This window comes from Sporosarcina sp. FSL K6-1522, assembly GCF_038622445.1.
Classification (GTDB): domain Bacteria; phylum Bacillota; class Bacilli; order Bacillales_A; family Planococcaceae; genus Sporosarcina.
In genome coordinates, this window is record NZ_CP152019.1 from 4,317,559 (window position 1) to 4,342,550 (window position 24,992).

Annotated in this window: 26 protein-coding genes and 1 riboswitch; of the genes, 11 read left to right on the forward strand and 15 right to left on the reverse strand. The window is 39.9% G+C overall.

Annotated features, from left to right (window positions below):
• Nucleotides 1-292: 292 nt before the first annotated feature.
• Nucleotides 293-736, reverse strand: coding sequence for a single-stranded DNA-binding protein (gene ssb, locus MKY34_RS21510; protein WP_342513145.1), 444 nt, complete (start codon nucleotides 734-736; stop codon nucleotides 293-295).
• A 269-nt stretch (nucleotides 737-1,005) separates the two neighbouring features.
• Between ssb and MKY34_RS21515 the strand changes: the two genes are divergently transcribed.
• Together MKY34_RS21515 and MKY34_RS21520 are read left to right on the forward strand one after the other, a co-directional pair.
• Nucleotides 1,006-1,449 (forward strand): YwpF family protein, encoded by a 444-nt coding sequence (locus MKY34_RS21515; RefSeq protein WP_342513146.1) that lies wholly within the window; start codon nucleotides 1,006-1,008, stop codon nucleotides 1,447-1,449.
• Between the two features lie 398 nt (nucleotides 1,450-1,847).
• Nucleotides 1,848-1,988, forward strand: a complete 141-nt coding sequence (locus MKY34_RS21520) for a sporulation histidine kinase inhibitor Sda (protein WP_342513147.1) — start codon at nucleotides 1,848-1,850, stop codon at nucleotides 1,986-1,988.
• Between the two features lie 35 nt (nucleotides 1,989-2,023).
• Here the strand turns inward: MKY34_RS21520 and MKY34_RS21525 are convergent, their stop codons facing one another.
• Together MKY34_RS21525 and MKY34_RS21530 are read right to left on the reverse strand one after the other, a co-directional pair.
• Nucleotides 2,024-3,352: an MATE family efflux transporter gene (locus MKY34_RS21525; RefSeq protein WP_342513148.1), complete on the reverse strand. Its 1,329-nt coding sequence runs from the start codon at nucleotides 3,350-3,352 to the stop codon at nucleotides 2,024-2,026.
• A gap of 108 nt (nucleotides 3,353-3,460) precedes the next feature.
• Entirely contained in the window at nucleotides 3,461-4,015 is a 555-nt protein-coding gene (locus tag MKY34_RS21530; RefSeq protein ID WP_342513149.1) for a TetR/AcrR family transcriptional regulator, read from the reverse strand.
• Nucleotides 4,016-4,175: 160 nt separating this feature from the next.
• Here MKY34_RS21530 and MKY34_RS21535 point away from each other — a divergent pair, with 160 nt between their 5' ends.
• From MKY34_RS21535 to MKY34_RS21545, 3 genes are all read left to right on the forward strand, one after another.
• Nucleotides 4,176-4,964, forward strand: a complete 789-nt coding sequence (locus MKY34_RS21535; RefSeq protein ID WP_342513150.1) for a helix-turn-helix domain-containing protein — start codon at nucleotides 4,176-4,178, stop codon at nucleotides 4,962-4,964.
• A 202-nt stretch (nucleotides 4,965-5,166) separates the two neighbouring features.
• Nucleotides 5,167-5,385: a DUF1659 domain-containing protein gene (locus tag MKY34_RS21540; RefSeq protein WP_342513151.1), complete on the forward strand. Its 219-nt coding sequence runs from the start codon at nucleotides 5,167-5,169 to the stop codon at nucleotides 5,383-5,385.
• 22 nt (nucleotides 5,386-5,407) lie between these two features.
• Entirely contained in the window at nucleotides 5,408-5,626 is a 219-nt protein-coding gene (locus MKY34_RS21545; protein ID WP_342513152.1) for a DUF2922 domain-containing protein, read from the forward strand.
• 104 nt (nucleotides 5,627-5,730) lie between these two features.
• Here the strand turns inward: MKY34_RS21545 and nhaC are convergent, their stop codons facing one another.
• On the reverse strand, nucleotides 5,731-7,188 hold the full coding sequence (nhaC, locus tag MKY34_RS21550; protein ID WP_342513153.1) for a Na+/H+ antiporter NhaC: 1,458 nt from the start codon (nucleotides 7,186-7,188) through the stop codon (nucleotides 5,731-5,733).
• A gap of 750 nt (nucleotides 7,189-7,938) precedes the next feature.
• Here nhaC and MKY34_RS21555 point away from each other — a divergent pair.
• From MKY34_RS21555 to MKY34_RS21570, 4 genes are all read left to right on the forward strand, one after another.
• Nucleotides 7,939-8,157, forward strand: coding sequence for a DUF1659 domain-containing protein (locus MKY34_RS21555; protein ID WP_342513154.1), 219 nt, complete (start codon nucleotides 7,939-7,941; stop codon nucleotides 8,155-8,157).
• A gap of 14 nt (nucleotides 8,158-8,171) precedes the next feature.
• On the forward strand, nucleotides 8,172-8,396 hold the full coding sequence (locus MKY34_RS21560; RefSeq protein ID WP_342513155.1) for a DUF2922 domain-containing protein: 225 nt from the start codon (nucleotides 8,172-8,174) through the stop codon (nucleotides 8,394-8,396).
• Nucleotides 8,397-8,470: 74 nt separating this feature from the next.
• Complete coding sequence (locus MKY34_RS21565; protein ID WP_342513156.1) at nucleotides 8,471-8,599, forward strand: YvrJ family protein; 129 nt, start codon at nucleotides 8,471-8,473, stop codon at nucleotides 8,597-8,599.
• A 204-nt stretch (nucleotides 8,600-8,803) separates the two neighbouring features.
• Nucleotides 8,804-9,859 (forward strand): acyltransferase family protein, encoded by a 1,056-nt coding sequence (locus tag MKY34_RS21570; protein WP_342513157.1) that lies wholly within the window; start codon nucleotides 8,804-8,806, stop codon nucleotides 9,857-9,859.
• A 35-nt stretch (nucleotides 9,860-9,894) separates the two neighbouring features.
• Here MKY34_RS21570 and MKY34_RS21575 read toward each other — a convergent pair whose 3' ends face one another.
• The gene (locus MKY34_RS21575; protein WP_342515331.1) at nucleotides 9,895-10,581 is read right to left on the reverse strand and encodes a GDSL-type esterase/lipase family protein; all 687 of its coding nucleotides are present in this window, start codon (nucleotides 10,579-10,581) and stop codon (nucleotides 9,895-9,897) included.
• A gap of 199 nt (nucleotides 10,582-10,780) precedes the next feature.
• On the opposite strand from MKY34_RS21575, the gene MKY34_RS21580 reads away from it, so the two are divergent.
• The gene (locus MKY34_RS21580; RefSeq protein ID WP_342513158.1) at nucleotides 10,781-11,518 is read left to right on the forward strand and encodes a CHY zinc finger protein; all 738 of its coding nucleotides are present in this window, start codon (nucleotides 10,781-10,783) and stop codon (nucleotides 11,516-11,518) included.
• On the opposite strand, the gene MKY34_RS21585 is transcribed toward MKY34_RS21580, so the two are convergent.
• Complete coding sequence (locus MKY34_RS21585; RefSeq protein WP_342513159.1) at nucleotides 11,447-11,737, reverse strand: hypothetical protein; 291 nt, start codon at nucleotides 11,735-11,737, stop codon at nucleotides 11,447-11,449. The genes MKY34_RS21580 and MKY34_RS21585 overlap by 72 nt on opposite strands.
• Before the next feature lie 18 nt (nucleotides 11,738-11,755).
• Nucleotides 11,756-12,055, reverse strand: coding sequence for a hypothetical protein (locus MKY34_RS21590; protein WP_342513160.1), 300 nt, complete (start codon nucleotides 12,053-12,055; stop codon nucleotides 11,756-11,758).
• Nucleotides 12,056-12,118: 63 nt separating this feature from the next.
• On the opposite strand from MKY34_RS21590, the gene MKY34_RS21595 reads away from it, so the two are divergent.
• Nucleotides 12,119-12,568 carry a hypothetical protein gene (locus tag MKY34_RS21595; RefSeq protein WP_342513161.1) on the forward strand — a complete coding sequence of 150 codons (450 nt, stop codon included), beginning with the start codon at nucleotides 12,119-12,121 and terminating at the stop codon, nucleotides 12,566-12,568.
• Between the two features lie 634 nt (nucleotides 12,569-13,202).
• A riboswitch (cyclic di-GMP riboswitch) is annotated at nucleotides 13,203-13,286 on the reverse strand.
• 158 nt (nucleotides 13,287-13,444) lie between these two features.
• Here MKY34_RS21595 and MKY34_RS21600 read toward each other — a convergent pair.
• The 8 genes from MKY34_RS21600 to MKY34_RS21635 form a co-directional block, all read right to left on the reverse strand.
• On the reverse strand, nucleotides 13,445-15,244 hold the full coding sequence (locus MKY34_RS21600) for an ABC transporter ATP-binding protein (protein WP_342513162.1): 1,800 nt from the start codon (nucleotides 15,242-15,244) through the stop codon (nucleotides 13,445-13,447).
• 197 nt (nucleotides 15,245-15,441) lie between these two features.
• Nucleotides 15,442-15,924, reverse strand: a complete 483-nt coding sequence (locus MKY34_RS21605) for a lasso peptide biosynthesis B2 protein (RefSeq protein ID WP_342513163.1) — start codon at nucleotides 15,922-15,924, stop codon at nucleotides 15,442-15,444.
• Between the two features lie 31 nt (nucleotides 15,925-15,955).
• Nucleotides 15,956-16,246: a lasso peptide biosynthesis PqqD family chaperone gene (locus MKY34_RS21610; RefSeq protein WP_342513164.1), complete on the reverse strand. Its 291-nt coding sequence runs from the start codon at nucleotides 16,244-16,246 to the stop codon at nucleotides 15,956-15,958.
• A complete protein-coding gene (locus MKY34_RS21615) occupies nucleotides 16,227-17,174 on the reverse strand; it encodes an aldolase (RefSeq protein WP_342513165.1) in 948 nt (315 codons plus the stop codon). Before MKY34_RS21615 ends, MKY34_RS21610 begins: the two co-directional genes overlap by 20 nt.
• A 212-nt stretch (nucleotides 17,175-17,386) precedes the next feature.
• Nucleotides 17,387-17,518: a paeninodin family lasso peptide gene (locus MKY34_RS21620; protein WP_342513166.1), complete on the reverse strand. Its 132-nt coding sequence runs from the start codon at nucleotides 17,516-17,518 to the stop codon at nucleotides 17,387-17,389.
• Nucleotides 17,519-17,533: 15 nt separating this feature from the next.
• A complete protein-coding gene (locus tag MKY34_RS21625; RefSeq protein WP_342513167.1) occupies nucleotides 17,534-19,474 on the reverse strand; it encodes an asparagine synthase-related protein in 1,941 nt (646 codons plus the stop codon).
• Nucleotides 19,475-20,493: 1,019 nt separating this feature from the next.
• The gene (locus tag MKY34_RS21630; RefSeq protein ID WP_342513168.1) at nucleotides 20,494-21,690 is read right to left on the reverse strand and encodes an O-antigen ligase family protein; all 1,197 of its coding nucleotides are present in this window, start codon (nucleotides 21,688-21,690) and stop codon (nucleotides 20,494-20,496) included.
• Nucleotides 21,691-21,903: 213 nt separating this feature from the next.
• Entirely contained in the window at nucleotides 21,904-24,669 is a 2,766-nt protein-coding gene (locus tag MKY34_RS21635; protein WP_342513169.1) for a glycosyl hydrolase family 28-related protein, read from the reverse strand.
• Nucleotides 24,670-24,992 lie beyond the last annotated feature (323 nt).

Consider the following 24,992-nt stretch of genomic DNA (forward strand, 5'->3'; position numbering starts at 1 on the left):
TTTTCTTTGAAGGCTAAAAATATCACAGCCCTATCCCAACGCTCTCAAACCCTTTACCTACATGTCGGATGCCTGTACATCTCTATCTGTAGGGTATAACGACTAATCGGATACGAACGGTTCCCCTACCGTTTATGCATGCCAATTAGCTTTCCTCTTCCTCTTAAAATCCTACACCTCAATGATTTCCTAACATGTTCAATTGTCATTACGGCTCCGGTCCGTTCTTCCGGCTATTTCCCCCTCCTATCCGATCGACTTTTCTCCGACACGCTATGTATCCCGTGGTCCGTCAAAAAATCGGCAAATCTTTTGTTTCACGATCTGGTAGATGAAAATGATCCCTCGCCTGACGCTCCTCGTCCGTTAATTGTTGACTCGGCATCGCTGGCTCACCGTATAAATTTTCATTGCTCCGTCTTTTCGTTGCAATAAAACGAATATCTTCACCGATTACCTCTGTTACATACACGCGACTCTTATCTTCTCGCTCATACGTCCTTGATTGAATCCGTCCACCTACACCAATTAAAGACCCCTTTCCACAATGCCTCGCTGTGTTCTCTGCCCCCTTCCCCCACATCGTACAAAGGATAAAATCCGCATCGACTTCTCCCTGCTGATTTTTAAACGATCGATTAACAGCAAGTATGAAGCTCGTTTGCAACCGCCCCTCTGACAACCTTCGCAGAATTGGATCCTTCGTAATCCTCCCGACAAGTGCAACTTGATTCACTCATTTACCTCCTTTCTTTTGATTGCTTACATCTTACCTGCTCACGCCCATTTATCGCAAAGTTCAATAATTCAATTTTCAGTCATTTAATTGACTCAAATGTAAATTTTGCACATGACTTCATAATGGTTACAAACCTTACTTCTCCATACAGCACATGCAACGAAGAAGTTTATCGGATTATGAGAAAATTCGACTTTGGCATATTTTTGACGAATCGATTTTTGCAGCTATGTTATACTGATAACAAAAAGAATGGGGTGGAGAGATTGAAGTCGTTCAAAATGTTATCCGTTGGCATCGTTACTGATGAGGGCTTACGGGATTTTCCACTTATCGATGGCATTATCATCAATCAGGAGAACAGTCACCGTATGTGGATTCTTGAAATGTTCATCGACAAAAATTATCAGGAGGACTTTGACAAGTGGATGACTAATCAAGAGCTGCTTGAGGTAAAGGTCGTCATTTCTTATCCTGAAAATGAGCCGGCAGCCTTCCGTGTATCCGTTGAAGCGGTCAAACAAATTGGCGATAATATTTCTGTATTATTAAAAGGGCGACTCAAACGAGCAAGGGCACAATATGCCGAACAATTGTTAGAGGAACTACTTGGAGAAGGATTAGGCGGAGACGAATTATTAAAACGTTTCGAATCCGACATGCGCTCCCGCCCACGTTTAAAAAAGGACATCCAAGAATCAGAAGCTTAACATAAAACTGCCTAACCAATGGGCAGTTTTTTTATGGTGAACAAAAGTGCAAGCGCTTTGGCAGGGACGCCATCAAGTAAAAAGAGCCACCGATTTCATCTCGGCAGCCCTGATATATGCACTAATCCCTCCTAAAATCTGTCATACCTCAAAAGAATCTTTCGACAAAATCCGCGCTCCTCACCATCTGTGGATAACTTTACTCACACTATACAGCGCAGATTACAGACGATTTCCACTTTACAAACAACTTAACCACAAGTTATCCACCTTCAATTGTGGATAAAAGAACGGTTGTTCGAAAGGAATATCTTTGTTAAATTAAGAGTACAGCAACTTATTCATATTCCCCTCGACTTATGACACGCAGTTATTAAAAAACGGAGGTGATTCGCGTAATGATCCGACTATCAGATGACTTACTCATTGAATCCTATTTTAAAGCAAAAGAACTGCAGCTAAATCCATATTTCATACACTTATTAGAAACCGAAATCCGCAAGCGATCGCTACTCAACAAGATTCAACAAACATCCTGACCTCTCATCTCATTCTCATTGCATCGCTACACGCTTTAGCTGTTCCATTTCCTATGATAATAAAAGATTGTCAACAACACGATCAATTCCGATACCGGTATAGCTAGCCAAACCCCTGTCAAACCGAATAGACGCGGCATAATCGCCAACAAAATGAGTAAAATAACGATTTCTCTCGAAGCTGTAATCCACGTTGCCATCCGAATTTGCCCAATGGACTGATAGTACGTCATCATGACAAAATTGGTGCCCATGAAAATGTAAGCGATAAAAAACAACTTGATACCTGGGATAGCGAGCACCATGACTTCCTCTGGGAAATCACCAAACAAGCTGACAATAGGCCCTGAGGCAAATAACCCTACTAGGAAAAAGAAAATACCTGCAGCAAGCGCTGTCCCAATTGCCAACCGCACCGTTTTCTTCATCTTCGCTTCATCTTTTGCACCCGAATAATAGCTGATGAGCGGTTGAATAGCCGACCCCATCCCTAAAAATAGGAGAAGCATAACACTATGCACATAGTTCAAAATGGTAAATGCGGATACACCAGCGGTTCCAGCCATATGTTCAAACGTCACATTATGCGAAATCGTAAAGACTGAAATCCCAATTTCTGCAAGAAAACTAGGAAATCCAATAATGATAATTAAGAGGAACAACTTCCGATTGAATGCGAAACGGGCGAAACGTAAGTTACTTTTCTTACGGAAGAAATGTGTACTCAATATAACAAGCCCGACAAATGCGCCAATAATCGTTGCAACTGCGGCCCCAGTCACGCCTAAATCAAGAACAAACAAGAACACATAATTCAAACCGATATTCACAACGGCGGACATGACCAATGCAATCATGGACAAATTAGGTCCGCCATCATTTCGAACTAATATGCTCAGTGTGTTTTCAATCGTAAAAATAAATCCGAACAATAGTAACACATTCATATACTCCATCACATATGGGAATGTTTCCGCATTGGCACCTAATAAATAGGCCAGTTGCGTCTTAAAGAAATAGGCTGCAATCCCAATAACCACTGTGAAAATAGCTATAGAGATAATCGCATGTGAAAAGATGACACGCGCTTCATCTGGACGTTTTGCGCCCATGGCTGCTGAATAACGAGTCGCTGCTCCGACCCCAATCCAGAGCGACATCGCTACAAACAATGTGTAAACAGGCGCTGCAATCCCGACTCCAGCAAGGGCGGTAGGACCTAATCGGTTCCCAACCATAATGCCATCTGCCACGATATTAATCGCCATCAACAGCATACCTACCATTGAGGGTATCAAATACCTGACAAAAGATTTACCGACGGATTCTGTATCCAATCGATTTAACGTATGTTCTTTTTGCATACTTATTCCTCTTTCTTCGTTTTCAGAAAACATGAAAACTATTTTAGTTTTTTTAGTTTTAATCAATCAAAAAAATAGACTGGCAGTTGAAGTGCCAGCATACCCTCTTTACTTTTCTTGTATCATGCCCGTTAATAAGACATCTACAATTGACTCCAGTGCTTCTGTTACAGAAATACTATTTTGTAAAAAGAATTGGCGATCAAGCGTTGCATTCGCGGCGTCGATCACTAATTTCATTAACATCTCGATATTCATCGGCTTAATGACGTGTGTACGCATGCCTTCTTCAAGTAGCTCCTTGAGATCATCCCACTGATTTAGCTCCTGATGTACACGTTCCCATTGTGCTGGATAGGAGCGTTTCAGTTGCTCTAATATACGCAAATCATAAAAATCATTATATTTCGGTACAACAACAATGGTCTTACGGATTTTCTCCAACAGTGTCAGTTCAGCATTCTCAACGATACGCCGTGTTTGTTCATCAAATTCGGCAAGCGTTATATCAATGATCGAATCCAAAATCTCCACTTTCGATGAAAAATGCTCATACAACGTGCGCTTACTAATCCCCAGCCGCTTCGCTAAATCATCCATCGTAAACTTAATACCATTATTTCGTGTTTCCTCAATAAATGCATTGATAATACGTGTTTTCAATCGTTAACCCCCTAAAGAAAACTATATACACCTTTTAAGTTTTTACAGTTTCAGTATAGCGCATAGTCACTTTCCATGCAACTCCTGAAACTTTTTTCTTATCCCTGTATTCGATTCCCCCATTTCTCTCTATATAAAGAATAAAGGGGAATGATCATCAATGACTACTTACCTATCCACATATGCATATTTCACAAACAAGCACGATATGGACGAAGCCGCAAAGCGACATGTAACAACGAACTGGAACGACATGAACAATACGGATCGTGCGGTTCTCGATGTCATCCGCCGCTATTCCGTTAAATACGGTGCTGCCCACTTAAAACACGACACCATCGCCAAAGCTGTGGACAAGTCCAATGTCACTGTTCGCCGTGCCATTCGCAAGTTAGAAAAACTCGGAATCATCGAACGCATTCATTACATCCGTCCTGTCATGAGCGGACTTGGCGCCAACATCTATGCCATTTTACCCTTCCATGACCAGTCGAAAATGACCACACCAGAAAAAACGGCAACGCCTTGTGACAGTAAGCCACAAGCCGATTCCGCTAGCCCTGAACCGTTATTTTCTAAATCTATAAGTTCTAAAGATCTTAAAAGAACGTCTCCTGCGGACAAGTTGCCTACAACGCTCTTCGGAAAAATAAAGGCTCTTCTGTCCGCAACTCATGGTGACGATTCCTTCGCACGTCGTGTATTTGGCATTTATCGCTATCAATCATTGCGCATGTTAAAATTCAGCATCCATGCCGACAAAGGCGAGCTATTCGAAGACCTAGCAATCCAAGCGCTTCACATCGCTGTGCAAGCTACCAAACGCAAAAATATCCGCAATCTCCCTGGCTATTATGATGGCGTCTTACGCGAACTTATTGGAGAAGCACTCTTTGGTGATGTTTTCAAAGAGTATGATACACCTGTTGAGGGCTTTTTCTTTAAGTGAATGAGAAAAGTGCAGGATGCCTGCACTTTTCATGCTTACACGGCCAGTTTGCGCACTTCGGCGACGACTTTGCGCGCTTACACAGCCAGTTTGCACGCCTGCACGGCCTAATCTTTTTCCCGCCTATCAAAAAAGAAATTTCAAATCGATGTATCCTTTCCTCCCCTTCCACTCTATATAAAGGGTGAAGGGAGGTGATCGCATGGCGACTATCGAATTTAAAAGTGCAGTCAGCCGCGTGTATTTTAACGCTGGTATGACGAACGAAGGCAAAGCCATTCGTAAATCGAAGACGTACCGCAACATTGCTGAACAAGCAACTCCAGACAACTTGTACAACGTACTTGAGCAATTAGCACAGCTATCCGAATTTCCATTTATCGGAGCCGAGAAAGTAGAAACAGCAAACATCACAAACTAATCACAAAAAGGGGGAATGAAACATGGCTAAAACGCTACAACTAAACTTCAGCACAGCGGCAGGCAAAAACGTCATGCTGACCGTGGACGAGCCGCGTGCGGATTTAACAGAATCCGACGTAGAAACAGCAATGCAGGACATCATCGCATCAGGCGTCTTTGAAGTAGAGGGTGCTCCGCTAGCAACGTCAAAAGGCGCTCGAATCGTCGAGCGCAATGTTACCGAACTTGTCTTAAGCTAACAAACACCACCGGTTCACCAGTTTTCAGACTGGCGGACCGGCTTTTTGATAAAGTAAAAAACGCTGCAGCTTAGATCCATCGCCACTTTTATCCTCCAAAAATACTAACTAATTGGTTGTTCCATTTTCTCTTCCAATACAACCTTATTTCCCCTATCCTCTTTAACTTCCTCCTCAGTATCCTCGGTATACCATATGAATTTACCAGAGAATCCATAAAATAAAGCAATCGCCAGCCCAATGAGGTTTAACCAGGCAAAAGGAAGGTAAGACATAGTAGATACACCCAAAACAGCAGCCATATAGATTCCATTATCTGCCCACGGAACTAAAGGTGCAGTTAAAATTCCACCTGTTTCCATGTTTCTCGATAAAACACGTCGATCTATCTTTAAATCGTCATAGCTTTTCTCCGTTACCTTACACCCCGTTATTAAAGAGACATAACCAGCACTCCCAAAGAAATTACCTAAAAAGGCTGCAAAGATCGTTGAAGAAGTTAACCTACCTGCATTCGTCACCCACTTTGCTAATGTAATAGTCAGAACCGTTAATATTCCTAAATGGTCCATAAGCCCACCTAAGCCTAATGCCAAAATCATAATGGCAATTACGCCCAACATCGATTCAATTCCACCACGATTAAATAATAGATCAACAAAGGGAATCCCTGATTCGATAACAAACCCACTGTATAATGTATGAATTGCTGAAATGACATCAATACCTTGAAAAATAGTTGCCCATACAACTCCTAGCACAGAACCAAACGCTAGCGTCAACATAGCTGGTACCCCTTTCGCCAACATCACAAGCACAACAACCATCGGGATGAGCATGTACCAAGAGACATTAAAATTAGCACTTAATGCCTGAATATTATCTGTTACGAGACCTATATCATTTCCACGTCTAGTAAAGAAAAAGCCTGCCACTAAAAACATGAGCCCCGAAATAATAAGGGCAGGAAAACTGACGAATAACATGGAGCGAACATGCGCTAACAAGTCCACTTTCGCTAAAGAAGCCGTCATAACTGTTGAATCGGACATCGGAGACAACTTATCCCCAAAATAGGCTCCTGATATAACAGCTCCAGCTACTAGGGGTAATGGTAAGCCAAAACTTTCTCCTATCCCCATCATTGCAATACCAGCGGTTCCTGCAGTCCCCCAAGATGTTCCGGTTGCAAGAGAAGTTAACGCACAAATTAATAATGTAGCTAGTAGAAATATACTCGGATGAATTATCTGAAGTCCGAAATAAATCAGTGTCGGAACCACTCCCCCAGCTATCCACGCACCTATTAACGTACCTACAAAGATAATAATTAGCACTGCTTCTAATCCTGTAAAAATACCTGTAACAATTGATTTTTGTAAGTTATCATATGTATGACCCAGGCGTAATCCAAGAAAAATCAGTACAAACCAAACAGCTAATAATGCTAAATGAATTGGTAATTGAAGCACTGCAAGAGAAAAATACATGATTGCCAAAAATAATCCCATTACCATAAATAGTTCAAACGAGTTGGGCAGACGAATCTGATTTTCTTTCATTAAGACAACTCCCCCTTAGTATTTTCAGTTCTGTAGTCATTTGTCTAACCACTGTATTTAACAGTCATCACAATTTTAGACCCATACTCACCAAGCTTCTCTAATCCCATAATTCCCCCCTGTAATGATGGTCACTTTTCCCTCTAATGTTTCTAAAACAAGATTTTTGGGTGCAAAACGTTCCATCGATAATGAAGGCCTATCAATGTGACGAGGTTCTCCATCAATCACCATCTCTTCTTCAAACTTCTTGTAGAATTAATGATCGTAACGTGTTACCCGAAACATTTGACAGCGCTTTCATTTTGAACTTCGAAACCATTATTTCATCTCTACATATTGAAGCTATAAATTCCTAGACCAGCCATGTGTAGATTTGAAAGGTTTCTCTACTTTAACAACCCTAAGATCGCCAAGCCTCTTTAATTTGTGGAAAATTACAATTAATCATTCTACAAGGTTAATTTTAGGCTATATACCACGCCATATCTACGGTTATATTAAACAATAAATTAAATCGATTTCCTATCACTTTTAGTGTAATTTAACCAAATAGACTTTATTTTCCGTCAAATTAAAACAGCACTATATGCATTTCTCGATTTATTTTGGAGTAAACTTCAAAAATTTATAGTGCTAAACATGACCGATACAGCTTATGTCATTCTTGCACTAATAAAAAATTTCACAAATGATGTATCCTTTTCCCCTCTTTCACTCTATATAAAAGGTGAAGGGAGGTGATTGCATATGGCAACAATCGAATTCAAAAGTGCAGTCGGCCGCGTGTATTTTAGCGCTGATATGACGGATGAAGGCAAAGTCATTCATAAATCGAAGACGTACCGTAATATTGCGGAACAAGCGAATCCAGACAACTTGTACAACGCACTTGAGCAGCTTGCACAGCTATCCGAATTACCATTTATCGGCGCAGAGATAGTAGAAACAGCAAACATCACAAACTAATCTAACAAGGGGGAATGAAACATGGCCAAAAGTTACAACTACACTTCAGCACAACAGCCGGCAAAAACGTTATGCTGACCGTGGACGAGCCGCGTGCGGATTTAACAGAATCCGACGTCGAAACGGCAATGCAGGACATTATCGCATCAGGCGTCTTCGAAGTCGAGGGTGCTCCGCTGGCAACGTCAAAAGGCGCTCGGATTGTCGAGCGCAATGTCACTGAACTTGTCTTAAGCTAACAAACATCGCCGGTTCACCAGTTTTCAGACTGGCGGACCGGCTTTTCAAACATACAGGGAAAGGGGGTCTCGAGATGGAACAATGGCTGAATCTCATACAAGAAGTCGGCTTTCCGATTTTCGTATCCTTCTATCTTTTACACCGTCTCGAAACAAAACTTGTCGCCATTCATGATGTGTTGCTGTCATTGAAGATGAAGTGAACTAAAATGCTCCTTCTTTTGTAGACCGTAGAAGGAGCATTTTTATCCTTAGTCAGCAAAGTTCTTGTCACTAACAGTTTAGGTATTCAGGGTTTTCAATAATTCGTCATTTTACATTTTCCTTTCATTTTTGTTACTTTTATACCGCACCAGACCAAATAGAGTTAAAATACGAGTAGACTTATTTTCTTGAGGTGGATCTTTATGAACAACAGACGTTTAACTTGGGTCGATGTGATAAAGGGCTTTCTGATGATACTTGTAGTCATTGGTCATTATCCTGGTGAACTCGATTTCCCACTCGTAACGTATATCTATTGGTTTCATATGCCTGCTTTTTTTATATTAAGCGGTTTGTTTTTTAAACCGATTATGGAAAAAGGGCTTATGAAAAGCTCGATTCACAAACGTTTTATGCAATTGATCGTCCCCTATTTGTTTTTTCTCGTCAGCATTACGCTGATTCGCTACGGGATTGAAATCGGGTCAGGTAATCTAGATTTGTCATGGTACCTTAATGATTTGTGGACGCTTGTTATCGGCGGCCGATTCGCACGCGGTGCTTATGGAGTCTTTTGGTTTGTCACAACGTTATTCTTCACCCATCTATTTTTCTTATGGTTAACAAAGTATTTCAATCGCACGAAACAAGTCATTATGCTCATCGTCTTTTATCTCATTGCTCACTTTGAAAGTATCCTTGCAATGCGTGTGATTGGTGGGTCGCCCGCGGCCGCTTCTCAAGAGATTCCAATGATTTGGAACATCGATGTTGCGCTTATGGCGGTCGTCTATTTTGCGATTGGTTATTATATGAAACACATTTGGATTAACATTTCGATAAAATGGTTCTTCCTTGGGCTCACTGGTAGCATAAGCGCTATTTTACTCGATCACTTCGCGGTTATTGATTATCATTTGAGTATGAAATTTCTGCGCTACGACCATGTCGTGTTAGATTTAATTATTCCATTATCATTTACTATTGTCTTAATGGGGATTTTCCAATTTATCACTGCCCACTTATCGCTTACATGGTTGCAAAAAATCGAGCGACACTCGTTAACCATCATGTACTTGCATATTTTCACAGACATTTTGTTAAACGATTACTTTACGTATGGCCTAATTGGATTCACCGCAATCGGATTATTGATTCCCATCGCGGTTTCGATATTCATTCAAAAAGTAATTCCACACGGAAACCTGCTGCTAGGCGGATTTTCACCAAAGAAAAAATCACCGGTCACCTCAACCTAAAAGAAAGGGAACCTCGTCAACTGGGTTCCCTTTTCCTATGTCTGCCTATGCAGACGATCTATCCACATCCTATATCCTTCCCCATTTAAATGGAGCCCATCAACCGTAAATCGCTCATCTAGCTGGCCATGCTCATCCAAGAAATACGCATACAAATCAATGTATTCAATGCCCTTTTCGGTGGCAATCGTTCGCAGTAGATCATTAAACTGCAGCACTTTTTTATTGGAGACCGCTTTGCCATACAGCCCGTTGTTGACCGGAAGTATAGATTGGATAAACAGTTTAGTACCTGTTCCTTCAAAAGATTGCACAATAGCCCTGATATTTTTTTCAAAATCCTTTCGATTCTCCCCATGCCGAATATCGTTTACACCAATCATCAGATAAGCCTCTTTCGCATTACGGTTTACCACTTCCTCAATCCGATGAAAGACACCTTTTGCGACATCATTACGAATCCCTCGATTGAGCACAACTTCATCAGGAAAATATTCTTGAAACTCCCCGTAATCGGTCATACTATCTCCGATGAATATTTTATCAACATCGTATAGCTCAGCATGCTCAAAAATACTCTTTTTTGTAAAATAATAAGCAGCGCTTTTTTGCATTGATGCAGCTTGGGCATGATTGATTCCGTCCATTTGGGATGCGACCAAACCCCCGTATCCAAGAAATAGCGCATTTAAAAATAACGACACGAATAATAGTACTTTCATTTTTTTCAATACGGACACTTCCTATTCTTATCATCACTATCCTTTGTTTCATTAATATAACCAAGTCACTCGAAACAATGCCTCTTCGGCATCCATGATAGGGAAGACACTCGAACCCAAAAGAGTAGCCAATCCCATTCTCATTCCCCGTCCACAAGCATACATTGTAGACAACTAAAATATTAGGAGGATTGTAGCATTGATCTGTATTCATTGTGGCAATGAGCAACGGGCTGGGCGCTTTTGTGGAAATTGTGGGAAGCGGCTGGGTAAACATATTGTTCCGCCAACTGTAGCAGTTGAGGCAAATGTCCATATTGAAAAGCTAAAAACCCAATCGAAAATGTACGGTGCTTATTTCATCGAACACGTAAAAAAACCTTCGCTGATCCACACTCGTGGAGAAACCGCCTTTTCAAATGGGCTCGTGAATATCCTGTTGTTGGGTATCCTAATCTCCTGTTCCCTCTACACCTTTACACGAGGGCTGTCCGAAAGCATAACTCCAGGTTTCTTTTCCTTTTTCGGTGGCATGCTCATTTTCACACTCGCCACGATGGGCATTGCTTTGTTAGCGTTGGTACTCATCACAACCTTTTTCGGCCCACCGCATTCATTCAAAGCGATGGTTGGCTTGTACGGCGCACATTTGTCGCCTCTGTTAATTGGTGCCGTAGTCTCTCTCTTACTGATGTTCGTCAAATCTTTACTGTACGGCAATCTCGTGTTGGGCATCGTTTTTATACTGGCCGTCTTCATCTTACCGCTCTATTTAATGAGCTTTTTATTGACACAAAATCCGACAAACATAGACCCGCTCTATGGATTCATGCTGTATATCGTAACCTTCACTGTTCTTTTCATCCTACTCATGGCGATCCTGACTGACTCGATGATTAGCGACTATTTGACGGGATTGCTGTATTGGTTGCGCTGATAGCGGCGTAGCTTCGAAGCGCGCAATCTGGCTCGCAAACCGCGCATTTACACTCACGAACCGCGCAATTCGGACCGCAAACCACGCATTCGCACTCGCGAACCGCGCAATTCGGATCGCAAACCACGCATTCACAATCACGAACCGCGCAATTCGGACCGCAAACCGCGCATTCACAATCACGAACCGCGCAATTCGGACCGCAAACCACGCATTCACAATCACGAACCGCGCAATTTAGCTCGCGAACCACGCATTCAAACTCACGAACCGCGCAATTCGGATCGCAAACCACGCATTCACAATCACGAACCGCGCAATTCGGACCGCAAACCACGCATTCACAATCACGAACCGCGCAATTCGGATCGCAAACCGCGCATTCACAATCACGAACCGCGCAATTCGGCTCGCGAACCGCGCATTCACAATCACGAACCGCGCAATTCGGACCGCAAACCGCGCATTCACACTCGCAAACCGCGCAATTTGGCTCGCGAACCACGCATTCATCACCCCACCACCACAATCAATCATAGTCAGAACCCTCTAACTCCTCTATAATTTACATATACACACGACCAACAAGGGGGACTTCACATGAACACGCACAAAATTACAATGATGGACGCCTATCTCATTGAAACGCTACGTAGCAACGGAATTTCAAATGCAGATTTACTCGCACAGCTTGCCAACAATACAACAGAATCTTGGACAGCAATCGACGACACATTCGACTCTGCTGCACTACTGACACTCTACACACAAGATCCGTCTGCCTTTTCCGCCATTCTGGCAGACGGTTATAACGTGAAATTCATGACCATCAACGGCTTACGAAATCTATTGAGAATGCGGTTTGACAAAGTCGAAACCCGTGATTACCAGCTGACGGATAGCGGAATCATTCAACTCACCTTTGACATGCAACAGCTACCTACCTTACAACAAATGCTCTCGAAAAATTGGGCGATTCAAGAAACACCTCATCAAGATAGTAGCCATTCCACAATACAAATTAGCATTCTTGCAGCAACCCTTAACTAAGTGAGCTCCTATACTGATTGACAACCTTAAGGATTTGGAAAGTTAAAAAAGCCTAATTCCTCTGTTTTTTTGAGGAATTAGGCTTTTGATCTTCCAAAAACGCGCCCGATTGAGGAAGATTAGACCACTACATTTCAGTCATCTTAAATCTTAGAATCGTCTTTAATTTTTCTAATCTTTTAAGTTTGTTTTGACTACAGAATTATTCCATCAAAGCAAATGTTTCGGGTTCGATTACTAAAAAATTAAGCTATGTAAATGGAATTAGTGTTTTTTCGTTTTTAATTATGATTTCCGCAAAATCTTCTCCATCGCTTTTCCCTTTGCTAATTCGAGTTCTGGCACCGATAAACTGTAAGTAATTTATAACTCAATGAGAATCTGGTGCAACTCCTTCTGTCGATACTATATGGTTTTGCAATTGAAAAAACACTCTTATTTAAGTGCTTTAATTTCTTTTATTTTCATTGCATGAAAGTCAATTTTCGACTTAATTTGCGCCCTCGTCTCATCGCATAAACAATCTTTAATAATGATGCTATTGTAACGATATCTTAAGGTATGCCAAAATAGAATCACCCTTTTATGTATAGTCAAATTACCACCTCTAGTCGATAATCGTACAGGGGTCCTTTACGGTAGCTGGCAAGCATTGTCAATGACAGTAGCCCCTATAGCTTTGCGTCACTACTTTTCAGTAGTTTTGCCCTCATACGTGTTGTCTAATCAGTATAACCTAATTAGAAATTACATTCTACATGGACGCTTGACAAAGGAAGGTAGTATGTACTAACCCAATAGAAGATTACACACAAAAAGACCCATGTTCTCTGCTGTCCATAACAAGATGGCCAATAGAAAACATGGATCTCTTCATTACATAGTCGCTTGCATTTGGATATCTAGTAGATTACCAAATACTCCATCTTTCTCTTGCGCTAGCTGCTGATAATTGCCTGCTTGAATAATTTCTCCGTCTTCCATAACCAATACTTGATCTGCGTTACGAATTGTGGATAGACGGTGTGCAATGACAATAATGGTCATCGTACCTTTTAATCGTTCGATGGCCTCTTGAATCTTTGCCTCGTTTTCTACGTCTAATGCACTCGTAGCTTCGTCTAAAACAAGAATAGATGGCTTTCGTAAAATGGCCCGGGCCAATACCAGACGTTGCCTTTCTCCACCTGATAGCCGAATTCCTCGATCGCCTATATGCGTATCCAATCCTTGTGGTAGCTTCCGAACAAAGTCAGCAGCCGCGGCAAACTCTAATGCCTCCCAAATGGTTTCTCGCGTTGCCTGCTGATCAATAATCATTAAATTTTCCCGAATCGTTGCGTTAAATAGAAACGGATCCTGCGGGATATAACTAATCGATTTTCTAAATGCGACCAAATTATCTTGCGTAAGTGGTTCAAAGTCAACGGTGACGACTCCCTCATTCGTTTGATTTAAGCCCATTAATAGATCGATTAAAGTACTTTTCCCAGCTCCAGATCCCCCTACTACAGCCGTCATGCGGTTGGCAGGAATGTGCACATTGATATTTTTCAATGCATACGTGTCTCCATTTTGATCGTACCTAAAGTACACATCTTGACAATGTAAACCATATTGAATAGCCAACGGTTTTATATTTTTCAGATCCTGCTCTCGTAACTCATTTGCTTCAGAGCATTCATGTTGTAAATCCAATAATGCTTTTAATGAAGGGATTGTGGCGCCTAGTTGTTCTAAATTCGTTTGAATCCCCGAAATCCTAGGCCATAGCCTTGCAAAAATAAGCATAACCAACATAATCTGCGCCGTTTGAGCTGTAAACATCTTGATTGAAAAGAAGACAAATATAGCAATGAGTAAAGTCGAAACCATTTTAAAAATCATTTGCGAAGTTGCACTTAAAGTCGTTAACTTTACCCTATTTTGCTCGATTTTTTTTGTTAAAGAGAAAAACTCCTGCATATGGGATTCCTCTAGCGAATTACTTTTAATATCTTTCATTCCATTAAAGTGATCCGTGATACCCGCTAAATAGGTTTGTGTTAACTGAACAGTTTCTTTTCCTAGTGATTGCGACTTATGAACGAACTTTCTAGAAGCAAGGATCAGAATGACGCCAAATAATAAAATAAAACTCGTCATTTTAACCGATAAGTAAAAGGCAATCGCGATTTGGATAAATGTAAAAACGAGCGAAGATATAAATTGTAAAAACAAGTAAATACCGGCACTCACATTATACATTTCATTTGTCATAATATGTATAATATCTGATTTCCTTTTTTTAAGATAAAATCCCCACTTCGCTTGTAACAAACTGCTATACGTTTCATTTTTTAATTGTCGGATGAAGCCTTGTTGTATTCTCGCTCCCAAGATGGTTTGATTTCTTTTAAAAAGGCCTTGCCCCAACATGAGTAGGACATAAACACCTAAAATAATCAGCAAACTAATCGTTTCAGGAATGCCTAAAAAAAATTTCGTTATCCAACTTAAAAAGGAGAGTTCCTCTGTGCTGACATCCATAATACCCGTCAGTCCAATCAACGGGATGACTAAGAAAATCCCTACACCATCTAATAAGCCGATGAACATCATACAAATAAGATTGATTACCAGTATTTTTCCTGAATATGTATATATTTGTTTCGTAAAGTACAAAAGATGTTTCAAAACCAGATCCTCCTATCGTAGGCCGTGATTTCATGGGGTCCCTATCTTAACGGCCACAAAGTTTCTTGGCATACACGATAAGACAGAACCTTATTTTTGTGGATAAAGGGTGAGGGATGTAGGAGGCAAAGGGAGAATAATCATTGCACGAAACGGCGGAATGAAAGTGAAAAGGAATAATATAAGCCACAAAACGATTATTCAATCTTTCCACTTTCCATTTCAGTTCCGTGGATTTCTTTAGCAAATTTTGCAACAACCGTAAATCTGTCCATCACCTCGGCACCTGAGATATAAAAAGGTCCACTGCGTAACCACGCATGTGCAATCATTCCTCCCTTTTCATCTCTTGCAGTACCGAGGTACAGCGTACTTTCGATCTTTCTTTTTTCAAGCATTTTCATGCCAGCGAATGCCTTGACTAGGCATTGACTCTCCCAAAAAGTATAGCGACTCATCAATTGAATTGCTTTCGAAACACGCGCTACCTCTCCTTCGTTCGAAGAAATCGACGTCAAAGAAGTCTCTTTCATTTGTTCGCCAAGGGAAGGTGCTACTTTAGAAAACGGAATGCTTTTCAGATAACGTCCCCTTGCCAACTGACAGTAAGCTTCCACAAGTAGCAATTTGGTTTTCCTATCTAATCTACTAAACGTACGAACACTTTTTAATAGGTTCATTGTTTCCTCCCTAGGGAAAATCATACATAACTTAGTTTTTGTTAACCAAACCTTCATCGAGCAACTGCGTCAAAAAGGAGATTACATGTTCTTCACACATTGCTTGCTCAACATCATAGCGAGAATGTAACGTAGTAACCAACTTTTCAACCGAAATCGGTTCCGTCATCAGTTCCCAAATCTCCCCACCCAATTCGCCAAGATTGTAATACTTTCCACTTTCAATACTTAACATCACTTTTTCCCCATCCATATCGCTTACGATATTTCCTGGTTGTTGACTAAACAAGGCATTCTTTACGTCAATTTGCTGAGTAATCATATAGCTTCTCCTCCTTCTCGATGGTTGTGAGTAGTAGATCTACTAACTCATTCGCTGTGAAACGTGCATTTGGTCGACTAATTCGATGTATATGTAGTTTGTTCATCATTTTAGAGGACACGTCAAAATGCCACTCCATTAAACCAGAACCTTGTAAAAAGAAGTTACGATAGGTGTGCGTAAGCAATGTATAAAATCGTTGCATCTTTTCAATCGGTTGAATGATAACCTCCTGATGGTCCCCTTTGACTAATTCAAATAGCCCGGCAAGTGGTATTGATTCAGTAGCAAATTGCGATTCAACAGGAATAGCAAATTTCGTATCCCTAACAAAAAGCGGTTGATAATTCGTTGATTCCATTCCGAATTGATCCAAACTTTCCAACCACAATTTTTGCTGGGGATAGGCCGGCGTAACAATTGGCACATTCTCATGATTCAACGTTACAGGTATCACATCATCACTCAACAGTTGATAGCCCTTTTGTAAAAATGCAGAAGCTAATGTAGATTTCCCCGCACCAGAGTCGCCTACGATGGCATAAGCCTTACCATTAATAGCAATTGCGCTACCATGTAAAGGAAGAATTTTCCTGTGCAATAAAATGACACCCATACACGTACCTAAAAGAAAGAGGCGGATTTGATCTTCGTCTGCCCCATCCATCGGAGATACCGTGATTTTACGCCCATCTTCCATCAAATAGATGGCTGTTTCCGGTATGATAAACATCAACCAATTTTCCTTTAGCACAAAATCTTGCTCGGTATTCGAATGCCTAGCCCATTCCGTAGAAAGATCAGCACGTTCAATCACAACATCGGCTGCATTCCCTTCCCCATAGTGCCGAGGTATTTCCGGTAAAGGAACTTCACTAGCAATCGTTAAGCCGAACGCTTTATAAACAGGATTAGTATTACTAAGCATATAAACGTCCCTTTCACTACCTAGTCTTCCAGCAACATAGATATTATTTTCGGGAAAATTGAACTGGTTTGTATCGCTTATCAAGCAAAAAGGTCCCCTATTATCCCCAAGATAATAGGGGGCCAATTCCTTGCCAACTACGGGATTTCATATGTATGAAATCCAAGCAGATTTGGATTGATAATGCGGATTTCACAAACAATCTTTTCCGATTAGCTAAACGTTAAATCCGGTTTACCAGTTCCACTCGGGAAAGCAGAATCTAGACGGTTCCCGTCCGCCCCAAGCATTGTCTGATTCACATCTAGCACTTCTAGTTCAGGTTTTTGCCATTCCATCTTCATATTTATCACCTCCTTTCAATTAAACTTTTTTAAGAATCGCTGAAGAATCAATGCACGCATTAAAAATTTATAACCGATATCCGTGTCATATTCGGCTTTTGGTTGCTGTTCCAGCGACGTCAAAGCCTCCTTCAGTGCATGTCCATCTACATATTCACGAATTCTATCGTCAGTACGAAGCTGCTGTGCTTCTTCTTTAAACGCCTCCCAATTCGGAAGCATCCGATGCACCCAATCCGCCCCTTGAACTCCTCGTACAAGCTGATTTAAACGTACCTTATCTGGTAAATAGTTTTTAGTCGCTCTTCTAATCAATAAACGATCTACCCCATTTTGTACGTATTGGCTTTCTGGCACAGATAAACAAAATTGAACAACACGCAAATCATTTGTTGGATCCCTTTTCCATAAGGCATAACGCAACGACAACTTCGAGGCCAGTGTACTACTAACATTCCATTGAAAGACATCTTCAAAGTGCTTTTTTCTTTCCAAGAAGATATCTGGTTTAGCATACCAACCAGTCTGATCCATGCCATACTTTTCAAAAGTAGGATACACACCCATCTTTTCAGCAAAACTCGGATTAATAAGATCTGGCACTTTATAAGGTGTATCTCCCGGAAAGATTCGATCTAAAATCGGGAATCCCATTTTCGCAATGACCTTCAATCTAGGTAATCGAGACCCGCCTACATTATTCCGATAGTCGAGTAATTCCCGATGGAGTCGAACCCACTGCATTTTTTTGAGCAGAAGTGAATAGTATTCTAAAGGAAATCCCCAAGATACCGTAAAATTTCCACGATCCCCATTCAACAATACTCGTACATCTTGTTCCTGTGCTTTTTCAAATATCCCTTTCAACCAGAATGAATTTTCGAAAAACTTATAAGGCATTTCAATCACATCGAGAAAGTCATCAATCTCAGAATAAGAATCTCTACCTTTAAAATCACAATAATGAGTAGTAATACCACCCACATAATCGGCGGTAGATGTAATATAAGGCCTCTCATCCGCTATTAAGTATCTAGGGGTAAAGTCTTCAAAATCTGCAGGGGGTATATAACTAAATGTATGAAACGGCTTATTTTCCTTTTGTAGCTTCTTCGCAGCAAACGCAACAACAGCACCTGAATCTAACCCTCCACTTAACTGCGAACCAACCTTTCCATGTGTCCTTAACCTCGCAGTCACAGCTTCTTGAAAAACATGCTGAAAAGCCTCGACATATTCCTCATTAGATTTTAATTTGAGTACCTTCCCTTTCGTTATATAAGAATATCGATTGAGTGTAATCTTATTTTTTTCTATCGTAATGCTATGCGATGGCGGTATTTGTTCGATATGTTGATAAGGCGTTATGGTAGAATCTACAGCATCTACCGTTCCAGCCAATGCCAGATACTGAGCCAACCATTGTTCATTCACCTTTTTTTCTACAAATGGTAAGACTAACAGCGGTTCTATGATAGTACAAAAAGCAAACCTATCATAACTTCTATGATAGTACAACGTTCGACTTCCCGAGAAATCCCTAGCCCCGAAAAGCCTTTGGTGTTTCTGATCCCAAATCATAAAAGCAAAATCACCTAGTAAAAACTTCGGGGTATCTTTTCCCCATTTATAATAAGCACGTAAAATAAGTTCACTGTCTGTAATCTGTTTTTGGTACGACGGATCGATTTGTAGCCTTTCAAATAACTCTTTCCGATTATCGATAATCGCATCTGCAGTAATGGCACACTGCCTTTCATAATCGTAAAACGGAAGCGGTTCTCCCACAGATTCAGGGGTAATCCATTGGGCATGACACCCCAAAAAAATAGAATCTAAGTGCCAGGTTTGAATCGCATCGGCCGGGTACTTCTGCAAAGCCTTCATCAAATCATGACCTGACTGGATATCTATTGGTTCGCCATTCATATGATAAATACCAGCTAGCGCACTCATATTCTCCCCCCTTCGATTAAGTAATACATTTTTCCCTATGTATCCTTTTAACTGATGCACATCAAATAACTTATGTGTAGTTTGTCGAAAAATCAGTATTAAAAACTGTAGTACTTTTCTGATTTATGTTACACCCATCGTATCTTTTTTCCAATTATAAGTCAACAAAAAGTAGAACTTTTATCATACTTTCTTTCGTCATTTTTCCTCAAAATATATAGACGTAAGTATTTAGAATCAATAGATATCACTTTTTATAACACGACAAGTATTTAGAATCACAAAAAACTCCATATATAGAACTAAAGCATCGCGATACATCATTAATAATTTTAGTATTATGGTCGGAATGGTCTAACTACACGATGTTTTAAGTCACTATTTGTAGGAAAGAGAGCCACGCATAAAAAAAGACGACCAAAAATGCTCCCTTTATATAAATCTTTTATTTTCAAATTGCTTGTCAATGATGTCCATGGCCTAATGAACGAGTTCATCGTGATTAATTGCCATATTCTCAACAGCTATGCACGAAGGTAGTAATCTATCTTCCACTTTCATCAGTACATCATTAGGTAAATACAATGTGACAAAAACACCTCGCTACACAACAATTTTCAACGCCATGGATTAAGGAATCAATTGGATTTTCCACTCCTTGACGTTCTCCCATCGAAACTTATTCTCCATCAACTAGAATATCGAAGTAGTCGTGAACGATTCTGCCAAGAATCATATCAAGTACCTGCACTTGCCCTAACTTTGAGTACCGTCCTTCTAACGAAAATTGAAAACAGAAAACAGTCTATGTTCTATTTTAATCTTGCTCGACATTTTCCAACAAGTGGAGATTATTATCCTACAAAAGCTAGGTTCCCCCCCCATTAAGTATAAATAAATCGTTCAATACCTTTGAATAAGCTTACGGAAACTAGCACCCACTTCACATTTCAGTAACTTGAATAAGAAAAAGGTCAATCCGAATAACATGATTGACCTTTTTCTTCATCTGTTAGCCACTACGTAGCTTGTTCCTGCTCGGCCTTATTTCGCTGGGATAACTCCAACCAAAAATAAATACCTCCTAGATTCGCCACTGATACCATAGAACCTTCTGCTAAGTGATAAATCATAAGGGCAATCACTATCCAAAATCCAATAATATTTGATAGGGATTTACTATTTACAGATGCCCTACTCTTTCTTATCAATAAGTAGAAGATTACAAATAACCAAGTTATAAGACCCAGCACTCCAAAATATCTAAATATCTCCAAGTATCCGTTGTGACTACCTTGAACCCCCATCGATCCCATTCCAAAAACTAATCCCAGCCATCCTACGCCAAACATATCACTCCAAATAGCAAATCTACCACTCGTAAGTTCATTCAAGTCCACAGAAAAGGAGAACGTATGATTATTGGCATAAAACATAAATATAATCAGGGACACGGCTACTAAAAAAGATATTAATAATATTAATACAGTGGTTGGTAATTGTCTGTACGCGTAAATAAATATCAAAAATGTTGCAACTGAAATTAACGCAATCATACTAGCTCTTGAATCCGAAAGAATTATAAGGTAAGTATTCGAAAAAATCATAAATAAGAAGAAAACTTTTTTCAAAAAACCTTTATAGAAACTCCATAATCTTATAGGAAGAAGTACTCCAAGTAGTGCAAGTCTTCCCAACATATTGGAGTTATTGAGTATCCCAAAATATCTAAGTCTGTCGTCATAGTTGCTGTACAAGGACAAATCCCCAATGCCTACTAAAGATGGCAATGTAACCATAAGGAAAGTCGCAATTAAACAAACAACAAGTATTGATTTGAACTTTAGAAAACTTATTTTAGGTAATAAAAACACCGCGAGCACACCTACTGCACAATACATAAGAATATTGGAAACTGTGTCAATCAAATAATTTGTATTAAATATACTAAGAGAGCAAACAAGTAATATTAAACAAAAAAAAGCAACTAACTTATTCTGATTGATCCCAAGTTTACTAGTCGCTCGAAAAAGCACAAGGGTAAATACAGTTAACATGACATACTTTCCCAGGTATATACCCGTATTATTTGTATACGTATTATAATAGGGTAACACAGAAAATATAACCAAAGAATATATTGTGATGTGCCAAATTAAATTACTAAAATCATTTGATTTGGCAACGCCAAATGAATTTGGTTCTAGATGCTGCATAATTTGCCACCCCAACCGGTTTAGTTTCTTGAAATTTATATATAGCAAAAAATAGTAAATACCAGCCATTATTTAGTCTTATACCAATCCATCCTTGGAAGACCAAGTAAATATGATTTAGTGTATTCCCCTTTTGTAACGTCTGTTCATGTCAGTAGGTACCTTAAAATGAATTTTTCTGCACTTCTACTACTGCTTGGTTTGTTTTTCCCTTTATTCAATTAAACTTTTCCAATTTGGTAAGACATTCACTACAATCTGCTTATCCCCGACCGTTAAATTCTTATCAACTATAAGATAATTAAGAGCGTCATTAGTACCGTACTCATAGTCAAGAACCCTACACTTTATGCCTTCCACGTTAATAAATTCTCCACCAATGAAGCCTCTAAAGTCATCAAACTTTGGCACATACAAGTGTGTTAATTCACCTATCATTACATTACCAGTAATATTTATCGAGGCATCCGTGCCGGCAGTTGTACACAATTTATACATACTACCACTTATATCTTTAACTTTATCCCCTAGCCCCCAAGTTCCTTTATCCATAACATTTTCTCCACCGATATCCCAATAGACACAATCAGTACCACCATAATGAATCGGCGGTAAACTTTTACCAATTACCATATCAATACATTTTATCTCTGCCCCACCATAGTGATATTGCGGCTCGAAATCTGCTACAGTAAAATACCTTTTTGCATTCTCGGAGTACGTTCGTTCTATTATATCAGTGATACTATGTGCAACAAATGTCTGTAATGATAATTTCCAGGGATGCTTAACACGATCAATACTATGGTGATGTAACCTATAATAAACCCTAATCGTAACCTCCGCGGGAAATGTTATTAAATCACTAATTCGGTTTAGTGTTTCATCATTAAATATTGGCTCTATAATTATCCCGCTCGTTAAATTCGAGATTACTTTAAGTGTAGAACCATGTCTTACACTGTTATGCGGTCTTGGCATGGAATAGTCAGGAAAAGATTTCATTAAGGATATAGCATTTGGGATGGTCCCGCCCGTATAACTATATACAACCAAATCCCTCATGCTGTTTGAATTAATTATGCTGATATTATCACCAATGGTTTTACCTCGTGAAGTTCTAGAATTTTTTATTGTTATTCTGAAGTTTTTGGACAACAAATCAGTAATATCCCTGTCGTATCGGAACAAACAATTATCAAATGATACACTACAACCATCAGAAATATCATAAATTAGATGGCTAGTGTAGCTCATTCCCAAGAATATTACTGTCGCTGGACTTTGTACGTCTGTATTTTTTCCATATACTTTGAAAAAGGATTTGCAGTTTACAAAAGTTACTAATTGAAAATCTGTACTATGCCCTTTTCCTTCAAATGAATATTGGTAGCCACTTGATACATTATCTGTCCCACCGCTTTCAAACCAACATTCATTGAAAGTTACTGAGCTTTGGCTTGTGTGAAGGTAGTTCCCGCGCTTTTTGGCAAGAAAGTCGTTCACATGTTGGGAAGAAAAATGAGAGGCAGCTCCCTCTACTTGAACATTCGTAAAAACGGACTTTTGTAACCCCTCTAGATATAGCAATGAGTCTCGCGGTAATCCTCCAGTAGCCGAAAAATGACTATCCAATACTGATAAACCTGAAAAAGAATGCGGATATGAACCGCCACGATAGTATTTGAGTGCTGGTCGAATCATTATAAAGCCACCACCAAAGCCATTACAATCTCGAATAGAAGATTGCCCCGTCCAACGACAGTTATCCCAGTTAATATTGTATCCGCTAGTAATAAAGTCACACTTACAAAAATTAAAGGGGGCATGCGTCCCTTCTTGTGTATCACTAAAAGGCTGCCAAGTAATGACTGACTGCAGTTCTGAGGAAGTAGCATTGAAAGATAGATCCTCAAACAATTTGTATGTGTTTTTGTATGAAAGAATGGACTTAATAACAAATATAGATTTTCCCGCAACTTTAGATGTTAAATTTAATACACTTTTTCTGCTATCCCCTTTAAGTATTATTGCTCTATCATTTCCTCCGTTTATAATAACTGAGTCGCTAAGATTGTATACTCCTTCTGGAAAGTATAGAATCTTTCCCGTTGTGGCAATCGAATTAATAGCAGACTGAATAGCACTCCTATCATCCGTGATACCGTCCCCTTTTGCACCAAAGGATTTTACGTTAATCGTATTTTGTATAATATCATTGAGTTTCCTATTTACGGAACCCTGTTCAGTGTCTAACCTATCCTTTAAGCATTGATATATTGTAGAATCTACGCCTGTAATTGCCTGTTCTATTTCTTGATATGCTCTACTTACTTGATCTAGAATATCCACTAACCGGGTGGAAAGTAAATCAACAGATGCTTGCTCAGCCTCCCCTTTAACTCCCCTTAATTCATCAGGATCTGACGGCATTTCTATCGCACTCATCCCTGCCCGTCGTCCTATTATTTCGATTGATTCCCGCTTCTCTTGAGGTTCGACTACCTTTTTCAGGTTATCCTCAACATCTAAAGCTGCAATATTCGCATTCTCGACTTCATTAATAAGTAGTGGATTTCCCCTTAGCTTGGTTTCGATTGATGCACCGTCAGTTTCTGATAGAACGAGATTCTCCGCCAAATCCTCCACGACATTATAACTGAATGGTAATGACGATATTCGCCCATCCGCTTGATGTCTTTGCACAGATGCAAAGACAGTCCCCACAACCGCTAACTCCGCTGTACCAATTTTAAACACCAACTTATTGCGCCCCTTCAGTTCGCCTTCCGATAACACCGCCAAACCATCAGGACGAAGACTTGTTAACGTATAAGTGGATTCGGATGGCAACGGCTCATTTTTTCCGTTTTTCTGCATTTTTACGATAAAGAAAATGCCCCTATCGTTTTGCGTAAGGTTAATCGTTTCAACAGGATTAGTCCGTCGCATGTCAACTACAATGTGGATTGGTTCCATTTCGGCTCCCCTTCCCAAAATATCGGACATAACAATGACAGCTTCGCGAAAGTACATATTATTCGTTCACTTGGCTTTTCCCCTGCATCTTTACTATATTCTTCGATACCTGTTTTATTGAGTACATAATCTATAGATTATATTTTTAAACATAATAACTGCTGCATTGCAATCCCGGCTCAGAAAAGAGTCACTTCTTTAAAAAACTTCCTCCAAATAGGATTCGAAAGATCAATGTTGCAAAACCATTCTGGTATTGACGCAGATACTCCAGATTCATCTATCTTTACCAGGGTATCCCTACTGTCGTATTAATAGCTACG

Bases quoted from the DNA above. Each gene is read 5' to 3' on its own strand.
- MKY34_RS21520 (WP_342513147.1), top strand. From the start codon at position 1,848: ATGATCCGACTATCAGATGACTTACTCATTGAATCCTATTTTAAAGCA.
- MKY34_RS21635 (WP_342513169.1), bottom strand. From the start codon at position 24,669: ATGGAACCAATCCACATTGTAGTTGACATGCGACGGACTAATCCTGTT.
- MKY34_RS21525 (WP_342513148.1), bottom strand. From the start codon at position 3,352: ATGCAAAAAGAACATACGTTAAATCGATTGGATACAGAATCCGTCGGT.
- MKY34_RS21535 (WP_342513150.1), top strand. From the start codon at position 4,176: ATGACTACTTACCTATCCACATATGCATATTTCACAAACAAGCACGAT.
- MKY34_RS21615 (WP_342513165.1), bottom strand. From the start codon at position 17,174: ATGCTTAGTAATACTAATCCTGTTTATAAAGCGTTCGGCTTAACGATT.
- MKY34_RS21620 (WP_342513166.1), bottom strand. From the start codon at position 17,518: ATGAAGATGGAATGGCAAAAACCTGAACTAGAAGTGCTAGATGTGAAT.
- MKY34_RS21625 (WP_342513167.1), bottom strand. From the start codon at position 19,474: ATGAGTGCGCTAGCTGGTATTTATCATATGAATGGCGAACCAATAGAT.
- MKY34_RS21570 (WP_342513157.1), top strand. From the start codon at position 8,804: ATGAACAACAGACGTTTAACTTGGGTCGATGTGATAAAGGGCTTTCTG.
- MKY34_RS21540 (WP_342513151.1), top strand. From the start codon at position 5,167: ATGGCGACTATCGAATTTAAAAGTGCAGTCAGCCGCGTGTATTTTAAC.
- MKY34_RS21545 (WP_342513152.1), top strand. From the start codon at position 5,408: ATGGCTAAAACGCTACAACTAAACTTCAGCACAGCGGCAGGCAAAAAC.
- MKY34_RS21630 (WP_342513168.1), bottom strand. From the start codon at position 21,690: ATGCAGCATCTAGAACCAAATTCATTTGGCGTTGCCAAATCAAATGAT.
- MKY34_RS21560 (WP_342513155.1), top strand. From the start codon at position 8,172: ATGAAACATGGCCAAAAGTTACAACTACACTTCAGCACAACAGCCGGC.
- MKY34_RS21595 (WP_342513161.1), top strand. From the start codon at position 12,119: ATGAACACGCACAAAATTACAATGATGGACGCCTATCTCATTGAAACG.
- MKY34_RS21575 (WP_342515331.1), bottom strand. From the start codon at position 10,581: ATGAAAGTACTATTATTCGTGTCGTTATTTTTAAATGCGCTATTTCTT.
- MKY34_RS21565 (WP_342513156.1), top strand. From the start codon at position 8,471: ATGGAACAATGGCTGAATCTCATACAAGAAGTCGGCTTTCCGATTTTC.
- MKY34_RS21555 (WP_342513154.1), top strand. From the start codon at position 7,939: ATGGCAACAATCGAATTCAAAAGTGCAGTCGGCCGCGTGTATTTTAGC.
- MKY34_RS21590 (WP_342513160.1), bottom strand. From the start codon at position 12,055: ATGATTGATTGTGGTGGTGGGGTGATGAATGCGTGGTTCGCGAGCCAA.
- nhaC (WP_342513153.1), bottom strand. From the start codon at position 7,188: ATGAAAGAAAATCAGATTCGTCTGCCCAACTCGTTTGAACTATTTATG.
- MKY34_RS21610 (WP_342513164.1), bottom strand. From the start codon at position 16,246: ATGATTACTCAGCAAATTGACGTAAAGAATGCCTTGTTTAGTCAACAA.
- MKY34_RS21605 (WP_342513163.1), bottom strand. From the start codon at position 15,924: ATGAACCTATTAAAAAGTGTTCGTACGTTTAGTAGATTAGATAGGAAA.